Origin of the sequence: Microbacterium sp. UBA3394 (assembly GCF_002358725.1) — a bacterium.
GTDB lineage: Bacteria > Actinomycetota > Actinomycetes > Actinomycetales > Microbacteriaceae > Microbacterium > Microbacterium luteum.
Map to the genome: position 1 here is coordinate 1 of NZ_DEPK01000258.1, position 8,573 is coordinate 8,573.

8 protein-coding genes are annotated in these 8,573 nt (G+C 71.4%); 5 read left to right on the plus strand and 3 right to left on the minus strand.

The window, feature by feature from the left end; translation table 11 throughout:
• The 3 genes from B4E30_RS15230 to B4E30_RS15240 form a co-directional block, all read right to left on the minus strand.
• A partial coding sequence (locus B4E30_RS15230; RefSeq protein WP_286796016.1) for a DUF4350 domain-containing protein occupies positions 1-744 on the minus strand: 744 nt, incomplete at its 3' end.
• On the minus strand, positions 741-1,421 hold the full coding sequence (locus tag B4E30_RS15235) for a DUF4129 domain-containing protein (protein ID WP_286796018.1): 681 nt from the start codon (positions 1,419-1,421) through the stop codon (positions 741-743). The genes B4E30_RS15230 and B4E30_RS15235, both read right to left, overlap by 4 nt.
• On the minus strand, positions 1,418-2,794 hold the full coding sequence (locus tag B4E30_RS15240) for a glycerophosphoryl diester phosphodiesterase membrane domain-containing protein (RefSeq protein WP_286796019.1): 1,377 nt from the start codon (positions 2,792-2,794) through the stop codon (positions 1,418-1,420). The genes B4E30_RS15235 and B4E30_RS15240 overlap by 4 nt, the downstream gene beginning before the upstream one ends.
• A 175-nt stretch (positions 2,795-2,969) precedes the next feature.
• Between B4E30_RS15240 and mtrA the strand changes: the two genes are divergently transcribed.
• From mtrA to hpf, 5 genes are all read left to right on the plus strand, one after another.
• On the plus strand, positions 2,970-3,650 hold the full coding sequence (gene mtrA / locus B4E30_RS15245; RefSeq protein WP_071045374.1) for an MtrAB system response regulator MtrA: 681 nt from the start codon (positions 2,970-2,972) through the stop codon (positions 3,648-3,650).
• A 5-nt stretch (positions 3,651-3,655) separates the two neighbouring features.
• Positions 3,656-5,347, plus strand: a complete 1,692-nt coding sequence (gene mtrB, locus B4E30_RS15250; RefSeq protein WP_286796021.1) for an MtrAB system histidine kinase MtrB — start codon at positions 3,656-3,658, stop codon at positions 5,345-5,347.
• 5 nt (positions 5,348-5,352) lie between these two features.
• On the plus strand, positions 5,353-7,032 hold the full coding sequence (locus B4E30_RS15255) for an LpqB family beta-propeller domain-containing protein (RefSeq protein WP_286796023.1): 1,680 nt from the start codon (positions 5,353-5,355) through the stop codon (positions 7,030-7,032).
• Between the two features lie 91 nt (positions 7,033-7,123).
• Positions 7,124-7,813: a ComF family protein gene (locus tag B4E30_RS15260; protein ID WP_286796025.1), complete on the plus strand. Its 690-nt coding sequence runs from the start codon at positions 7,124-7,126 to the stop codon at positions 7,811-7,813.
• Between the two features lie 89 nt (positions 7,814-7,902).
• Positions 7,903-8,565 (plus strand): ribosome hibernation-promoting factor, HPF/YfiA family, encoded by a 663-nt coding sequence (gene hpf / locus B4E30_RS15265; protein ID WP_194383490.1) that lies wholly within the window; start codon positions 7,903-7,905, stop codon positions 8,563-8,565.
• Positions 8,566-8,573 lie beyond the last annotated feature (8 nt).

Below are 8,573 nucleotides of genomic sequence, written 5' to 3' on the forward strand. Positions count from 1 at the left end.
GAGCGTCGGGTCGGTGACCGGCAGATCGGTGTCGCCGGCCGACGCGACGTACCAGACCACGCGCTCGTGCGCGCCGAGCAGCCCGATCGCGAGCGCCGCGTTGCCTTCGTCGGCCAGGGCGTCGTTGGTGAAGACGCCGTCGGCGTCGATGGCCGTGACCGAGCCGCTGCCGAGCAGGCCATATGCCTCTCCGTCGGGATAGCACGTCGCCTGCGCGCCACCGGCGCTGAACAATCCGCCGATGGTCGCGTCTCCGGCCCGCGCGGGCGTCGGCAGTGCGCACGCCGGAGCCAGCGTCTCGGTGGCGAAGCCGGTGGGCACGGCGCCGTCGAAGTACGTGCGCAGCACCCGGGATGCGGGGTCGCCGAAGACGGTGGCGGTTGCGGTCTCGACGAGGTACTCGACGGCCTCGTCGGAGAGGTTCGGGGTGTCGGGCAGGAACAGGGTCGCATCCTGTTCCGCGAGCAGATCCCGGGCGTTCTGCCACGAGCGCTCCACGAGCACCTCGACGCCGTTGTCCCTCAGCACTTCGGCCAGCGCGCGGGTTCCGCCGGGGCCGGCTGACTCGGGGTCGAGCGATCCGCGGGCGGCGCGCTCGCCGATGCCGGCGAGCAGCGAGCCGACGATCCCGACGACGATGAATCCGGCGGCGATCGCGACCCACGTGATCGCGGCGCGGCGCCTGCGGGGAGGTGAGGACGGGCTGACCGATGCGCGTCGGTTCGTCGCTGCGGGCGCGGTCACGCGGGCACCCCCGGGAGCGCGGCCGGGCGGGATGCGGCGATCTCGTCGTCGAGGCGGGTCACGCTCGCGTACAGCTCCGCGGTACCGGGCCGGCGCAGATACCGCACGTCGTCGAACCCGTCGGCTGCGGTCTCGAGCGCGGCGGCGAAGTCGGGGAACGCCACGGCGGCCTCCCGCGCGAAGGCGTGCACCGTGGCGCCGGGCGGAGCATCCACGACGCCCCGTTCGGTCAGACTCCTCGCCAGGGCGCGGAAGCGCAGCACCACGGCGTCGTCCCACGCGCCGCGCGCCGCCGCCTCCTCGGCGTCGGTGCGCAACCGGCGGGCCGTGCGGCTCTCGGCCTCGCCGAAGAGCACGGCAGAGGCGGGCGTGCCGCGGGGAGTCGCGCGGGGCACGCCCCAGATCACGAACGCCACGATGATCAGCACCACGACCACCGCGACGGCGACGATCGCGAAGACCGATTCGAGGCCCGCCGGGAGCTGCGGGTTCAGCAGGTCGCCGAGGAACTCCGCGACCGCGCGGGCGAACAGATCGAACGGCGTCGGCTGCGCCTCGGCGTAGACGGGATTCGTCAGCTCCTGTTCCGCCCAGCGGCGCGCCTCATCGTCGTCGGGCGTCAACGGCGGAACTGCCGCCGTGAGGGCCTGCGCGAGGGAGCCGGCGGCGTGGATCACGACGGGCGGGGGCCGGAGGCGGCGCCGTCATCGTCGTCGGCCGCAGGGTCCTGTCCCGGCGCGCCCGGGTTGGGCGCATCGCCGGCGGCGTCGGCGGGAGCCGGCGCGGCCGGGGGGACGTAGGGCGGAGGCGGTGCGACGCCCGGGGCGGGCTGGCCGTACGGCTGCTGGGACGGATGCGCCGCGGGGGCGCCCTGCGGCGGGGGCCCCGCCTGTGCGGGCGTCGCCGGTGCGGCGTACGGCGGCCGTGCGTCGGCCACCGGTGCGTACGCCGGCGGTGCGTAGGCGGGCGGTGCATACGGCTGCGGCGCAATCCATGCCGGGCGGGGTGGGGCCTCGCGTCCGATCCCGATCCGGTACGGGTCGGGCAGATCCTGCTCCCCGGCGTCGCGCTTGTCGACGTAGGCGAGCAGATCGAGGTCGAGGGCCTCGTGCCGCATCCGGCAGTCGATGTAGATGATCGCCGCCGACGTTGACTGCACCACGACCGCCACCGCCTGCACGATCAAGGTCAGGATCTGCGCCGCGATCGAGGTCACGATGATCGTCACGATCGTGGACACGCCGGGGTCGCCCGTGGGGGCGAAGAGGGTGCTCAGCCCGGTGCCGAGGAACGAGAACGGCAGGCTCACCACCTGGGCGATCGCGCCGAAAGTGAAGGAGATGAGCACGATGACCCCCAGTGCCGGCCAGAACCGGCCACGGGTCAGCCGCCACGAGCGTGCGAGCGCGGCACGGATGCCGGCGTTCTCGAGGATGATCGCCGACGGCACCAGCAGCAGCTTCACGCTCAGCCACAGCGCGAGCGGAATCGCGCCGAGGACGACGAGCACGCCGAGGGCGATCGCGATCGGAAGGGCGGCGAAGCCGATCAGCACGAGCACGCCCACGACCACGGCGATCAGCACCGAGACGGCGAGGGTGAGCAGGAACGAGTAGCCGATCACGCGCCAGATCACCGGCTTGACGCGGCGCCACAGCATCCCCAGCGACAGCTTCTCGGCGAGGGCGCCGTGGGCCACCTCGCTCACCACGACCGCCTGCACGATCACACCGAGCGCCGCAGCGGCGAGCCCCAGCACGAACCCGACGATCGCCGTGATGGCGGTCGAGCCGATGGCGATGGCCTCGAAGTCGTCGCTCGATGCCGGCACGTTGTCCAGCCGCGAGAAGGTGAGCACGGCGACACCGCCGACGCCCAGGAGCACCAGCAGGTAGGCGACGGTCTGCACGACCAGGCCGAAGCCGAGCAGCACCTTGGGATTGTGGCGCAGGGCCGCGAACGAGCGACCCAGAATGGTGCCGAACGTGAGCGGATGCAGCGGGATGATGCCCGGACGCGATGCGGGCGTCCACTGGGGATACGAGGTCACGGTCCTCCTTGAGAGACGCTCCTCCCATCGTGTCACACGGGTACGGCGGGCGACCCGTGCTGTTCACGGCACGCCGCTCGGCGAATGCACGGCTCATCTCGACTACTCTGGCGGGAGCGCTCGGGGGAGCGCCGACCCGGCATCGCCCCCACGGTGAGCAAAGGACGAACGCGCGATGAGTTCCCGCATCCTGGTGGTCGACGACGACACGGCCCTGGCCGAGATGATCGGCATCGTGCTGCGCACGGAAGGCTTCGACACGGTCTTCTGCGCAGACGGCGCCCAGGCCGTCGAGACGTGGCGCGCCGAGCGTCCCGATCTCGTGCTCCTCGATCTCATGCTCCCCGGCATGGACGGCATCGAGGTCTGCACGCGCGTGCGCGCCGAATCCGGGGTCCCGATCATCATGCTCACGGCGCGCACCGACACCGCCGATGTGGTCAAGGGCCTCGAGTCCGGTGCCGACGACTACATGGTCAAGCCCTTCAACCCGAAGGAGCTCGTCGCCCGCATCAAGACGCGGCTCCGCCCCGCCTCGCAGCCGAGCGCGGAGATCATGCGCATCGGCGATCTGTCGGTGGATGTGGCCGCTCACGAGGTGCGACGCGGCGAGACGCCCATCCCGCTGACCCCGCTGGAGTTCGAGCTGCTGGTCGCACTCGCCTCCAAGCCCCAGCAGGTGTTCTCGCGCGAGATGCTGCTCGAGCAGGTGTGGGGCTACCACTACAAGGCCGACACCCGTCTGGTGAACGTGCACGTGCAGCGCCTGCGCGCGAAGGTCGAGATCGACCCCGACAACCCCAAGATCGTCACGACGGTGCGCGGCGTCGGCTACCGCGCCGGCGCCCTGGAGTAGGCCGCGTGCCCCCGGCGCGCACGGCTGCGGCGACGGGCCGCATCACCATCGTCGACTGGCGGTCCTGGCCCGACCGCGTCACGGTGCTGTGGCGCCGTTCGCTGCGCTTCCGCACGGTCGTGCTCACCCTCGCGCTGTCGGCGCTCGCGATCGTCATCGCGTGCGTGTGGATGGCCCTGGCCATCCAGTCCGATCTCCTGGAGTCCCGTCAGCAACAGGTGCTCGAAGACGCCCGGCGCGCGACGTCGGAGGTGCAGCGCACCCTCGACTCGGCCGAGCCGCAGGGAAGCCCCGCGCAGCTGTCGACCCTCATGGGAAGCGTGCAGAGCGACCTCACGCAGCAGTCCGAGAGCGACTCGTTCGCGGTGTTCCGCGTCGGCCCGCCGTCCTCGATCGCCCCTCAGGATTTCACCTCGGGCGTCCTCGTCGACGAGGACATCATCTCCACGGCCCTGCGCGACCGCGTGCAGTCCGACCCCGACCTGCAGTGGTGGCAGTACGCGGGCCTCCCCGGCGCCGAGGGCGAGGTTCCGGGCATCATCGTCGGGCAGCAGTTCGAGATGCCCGACGTCGGCTACTACGAGCTCTACTTCGCCTACGACCTCGCCGCCGCATCCGAGACCCTGCTGTTCGTGCAGGCGACGCTCTGGATCGTCGGCGTGTTCCTGCTCGTGATGATCGGGGGGATCGCCTGGTTCGTGCTGCGCTCGGTCACCACGCCGATCGCCGAGGCGGCCGACACCAGTGCCAAGCTCGCGGCCGGCGAACTGAACGTGCGGCTCGACGTGCACGGGGAAGACGAGCTGGCGACGCTCGGGCGGTCCTTCAACGCCATGGCCGACAGCATCGAGTCGCAGATCAAGGAGCTCGCCGATCTGTCGCTCGTGCAGCAGCGCTTCGTCTCCGACGTCTCGCACGAATTGCGCACGCCGCTGACGACGATCCGCCTCGCCGCCGACATGATCAACGACCAGCGCGACGAGTTCGATCCCGTCACCGCGCGGGCAGCCGAGCTGCTGAATGCGCAGGTGCAGCGCTTCGAGACCCTGCTGACCGACCTGCTGGAGATCAGCCGCTACGACGCCGGATCGGTGCAGCTCGAACTCGAGCCGACGAGCCTGGCGCACCTCGCCGAAGACGTGATCGCCTCGATGCAGCAGCTCGCCGACCAGCACGGGTCCGATGTGCGGCTGGTCGCACCGGGAGGATATTCCCCGGTCGACATGGACCCGCGGCGGGTGCGCCGGATCGTGCGGAACTTCCTCGGAAACGCCATCGAACACGGAGAGGGGCGACCCATCGTGGTCACCGTCGACAGCGATCAGCACGCCGTCGCGCTGGGAGTTCGGGACTTCGGGTTCGGCATGCGCGCCGAAGACGTGGATCGGGTCTTCGACCGCTTCTGGCGGGCCGACCCGTCGCGCACCCGCACGATCGGCGGCACGGGGCTCGGGCTGTCGATCGCTCTCGGAGACGCGCGCCTGCACGGCGGGGAGCTGGCGGTGTGGTCCGAGCCCGGCCGGGGGTCCCACTTCGTGCTCACGCTGCCGCGGCTGCCCGGCGAGACCGTCACCTCGTCGCCGATTCCCGTGGAAGCCGGTGACGACCAGTCGCCGGCGATGGATGCCCTCGGCCTCACGCAGCCGATCGACCTGCCGATCGCCTCGGGCGCGGATGCGATGGGGGAGCGATCGTGACGCGCATGACCCGATCCCTCGGTGCCACCGTCGCCGCGCTCCTGCTCTTCGCCCTCGCGGCGTGCTCCGGCCTTCCGATGACCGGACCGGTCAATCCCGGCATCGAGCCCGGGGAGGAGCCGCCGACGCCGGACTTCTTCTACCTCCCCGAAGGGCCTCAGCCGGGGGCGTCGCCCGAGGACATCGTGCGGGGGTTCATCGAGGCCGGAACGGGTCCGGCCGACAACTGGGCGACGGCGAGGCTCTTCCTCTCGACCAGTCTCGCCGAGGCGTGGGATCCCACCGCCGGTGTCACGATCGACGATCGCGGCGATCGCACGTACGCCGACCCGACCACCAATCAGGTGTCGCTCACCGTCGAGGCCGACGCGACCGTGAGCGCCGCGGGTGCGTACGAGACCGGTGGCAGCGGAGTGACGATGCTCGACTTCCGCCTCGCGCAACGGGATGACGGAGAGTGGCGGATCACGGAAGCGCCCGACGGCATCGTGCTCGGCACGGACCAGTTCCCGAACGTGTACGGCGAGTACTCGCTGATGTATTTCGATCCGAGCTGGACGTACCTCGTGCCCGACGTGCGCTGGTTCCCCACCATCAACGCCCCCACCTGGATCTCCGACGCCCTCGTCGGGGGATCGCCCAGCCCGTGGCTCGCCGAGGCCGTCGTCAGCGCGATCCCCGAGAGCGTGACGCTGTCGCGGCCGTCGGTGCCCGTCAGCGGCGGCGTCGCCGACATCGACCTCTCGCCGTCGGCCCTGGGTCTGGAGCAGGACGGCGTCGACCGCATCTACACCCAGCTGCAGGCGAGTCTCGCCTCCGCCGGAGTGACCGACGTGCGCCTCACAGCGGATTCGACCCCCCTGTCCGCCGAGACGGTGTCCGTGCGCTCGACACGCGTCGCCACGAGCCCTCTCGTGCTCACGGCCGAAGGATTCGGCTTTCTCTCGGGAGACGAACTCACCCCGATCGAGGGACTGTCCTCGGCCATGACGCAGGTCGACGCGGCGGCGGTGCAGGTCGCCCCGGACCGGGATGCGGCCGCGGTCCGCACCTCCGGAGGAGCGGTGGTGCGGGTGACCGCCGACGGCGAGGTCCTCCTCGTCGACGAGCGAGCGGGTCTCCTGGACCCGACCATCGATCCGCGCGGGTACGTCTGGAGCGTGCCGGCGCAGAATCCCGGCGCGCTGCAGGCGACCGGCGAAGACGGCGTGCCGCTGGAGATCTCAGAGGCGTTCCCCGAGGCGGCGGAGCTGGCGGCGTTCGCCGTCTCGCGCGACGGTGCGCGCCTCGCCGCGATCGTGTCCTCGAACGGGCGATCCGGCATCTGGGTCGCCGGCATCGTCCGCGACGCCGACGGGGCGCCGCTGCGGCTGACGGACCCGTTCGAACTCGGTCCCATCACCGGTTCCGGCCTCTCGCTCGCCTGGCTCGATGACACCACGGTCGCCGCGGTCACCCGGTCCGGCACCGATCTCACGCTCGTGGAGCAGGTGGTCGCGGGAGCGGCCGTGTCCGGAGCGGCGCCCTCCGGAACGGTCTCGGTCGCCGGCGCCAACACCGATGCGACGGTGCGCCTGCGCTCCGACGAGGGCCTTCTGTACGTGCGACGCGGTGCGAACTGGGAGCAGACCGCGTCCGAGATCCTCGTGCTCGCGACGCAGCAGGGTTCGCCCGCCGGGCCGTGACCTCTCCTCCCCGGCCGGCGCACGCGGCAGCGGCGTCCACAGGCCGGCGGGGAGGGCGGCAGGCCCCACGCAGGCGCGGCACGATGACCGGGTGTCCACGGTGCCGATCGAGATGTTCCGCGAAGCACTCGGCGATGTGCTCGCGCTGGTGTTCCCGGTCGCCTGCGCAGGGTGCGGGGCGTGGGACGTCTCCCTCTGCACGGGCTGTCGTGAGGAGCTGACGGGCGACCCGGTGTCGCGTCGGATCGCCGACGTGCCCGTGTGGAGCGCTCTGCTGTTCGAGGGGGTGGCCGCGCGCGTCATCCGCACCCTGAAGGAGGACGGACGCACCGCGCTCGCCCGGCCGCTCGCGACAGCCGCCACCGGTGCGATCGAGCGGGTGCGTGCGCATTCGCCCGCCGACACCCTGTTCGTGCCGGTGCCGTCGTCTCGGTCCGCGTTCCGCCGCAGAGGCTTCCGGCCCGTCGAGCTCCTCATGGCCCGTGCGTCGCTGCCGGTGTCGCGTTCGCTCCGCCTCACCCGGATGACCGCCGACCAGCGCCGGCTCGACGTCCACGCGCGCGCCGCCAACGTCTCCGGTGCCTTCCACGCGAGCCGCGTCGCGGGCCGTGACGTGATCGTCGTCGACGATGTCGTGACCACCGGCGCGACGCTGGATGAGGCGATCACGGCCCTGCGTGTCGCTGGCGCGACCGTCCGCGGCGCGGTGACGGTGGCGGCCACACCCCGCCGCGCGGTGCACAGCGGATCCGAATCGGACGCATCCGGAATTCCTGCGTGACACTTCCCGCGCCGGGGTCTACGGTGGGGGGACCAAGGCGACTGATGGTCCGCCCTTGAACCGGGCGGACCGGAACAAGGAGGTCAGGGATGGAAACCAGCATCGTCGGCGTGGGAGTGAACGTGACGGATCGCTTCCGCTCGATCGTCGAAGAGAAGACCACCCGCATCGAGCACCTCGCCACACGCGCGCAGCGCGTCGACGTGAAGGTCACCCACCGGGCGTATCACAACGGTCGGATGGAAGACGACACGGTCGAGCTCACGGTCACCGGCAAGGGACCGATCGTGCGGGCCGAGGCGACCGACGGCGACAAGTTCGCGGCTCTGGATCTCGCGGTCGACAAGCTGTGCGAGCAGCTGCGTCGCGCCAAGGACAAGCGGGTCGACCAGCGCAACCACCCACGCGGTGCGAAGTTCGCCAAGGAAAGCGGCGCACTGCAGGGCATCGACCTGCAGCCGGCGTCGGCGGAGGCCATCCACGCCGTCTCGACCGGTGAGATCCCGACCGTGGGCGGCGCCGCGACCGACGAGGAGGACTACAGCCCCGTCGTCATCCGCACCAAGGAGTTCGAGCCGGAGTGGATGACCGTCGAAGACGCGGTCGACCGCATGGAGCTCGTCGGGCACGACTTCTTCCTGTTCATCGACGCGCGCACGGACCACCCGAGCGTGGTCTACCGCCGCAAGGGCTGGGACTACGGTGTCATCTCGCTGACGACGCAGGCAGCACCCGTGGCGGTCGCGTCCTGACCGAGCGC

What these genes read in the sequence shown, in the direction of transcription:
- hpf (WP_194383490.1), top strand. Translation starts at nt 7,903, where the DNA reads ATGGAAACCAGCATCGTCGGCGTGGGAGTGAACGTGACGGATCGCTTC.
- mtrA (WP_071045374.1), top strand. Translation starts at nt 2,970, where the DNA reads ATGAGTTCCCGCATCCTGGTGGTCGACGACGACACGGCCCTGGCCGAG.
- B4E30_RS15255 (WP_286796023.1), top strand. Translation starts at nt 5,353, where the DNA reads ATGACCCGATCCCTCGGTGCCACCGTCGCCGCGCTCCTGCTCTTCGCC.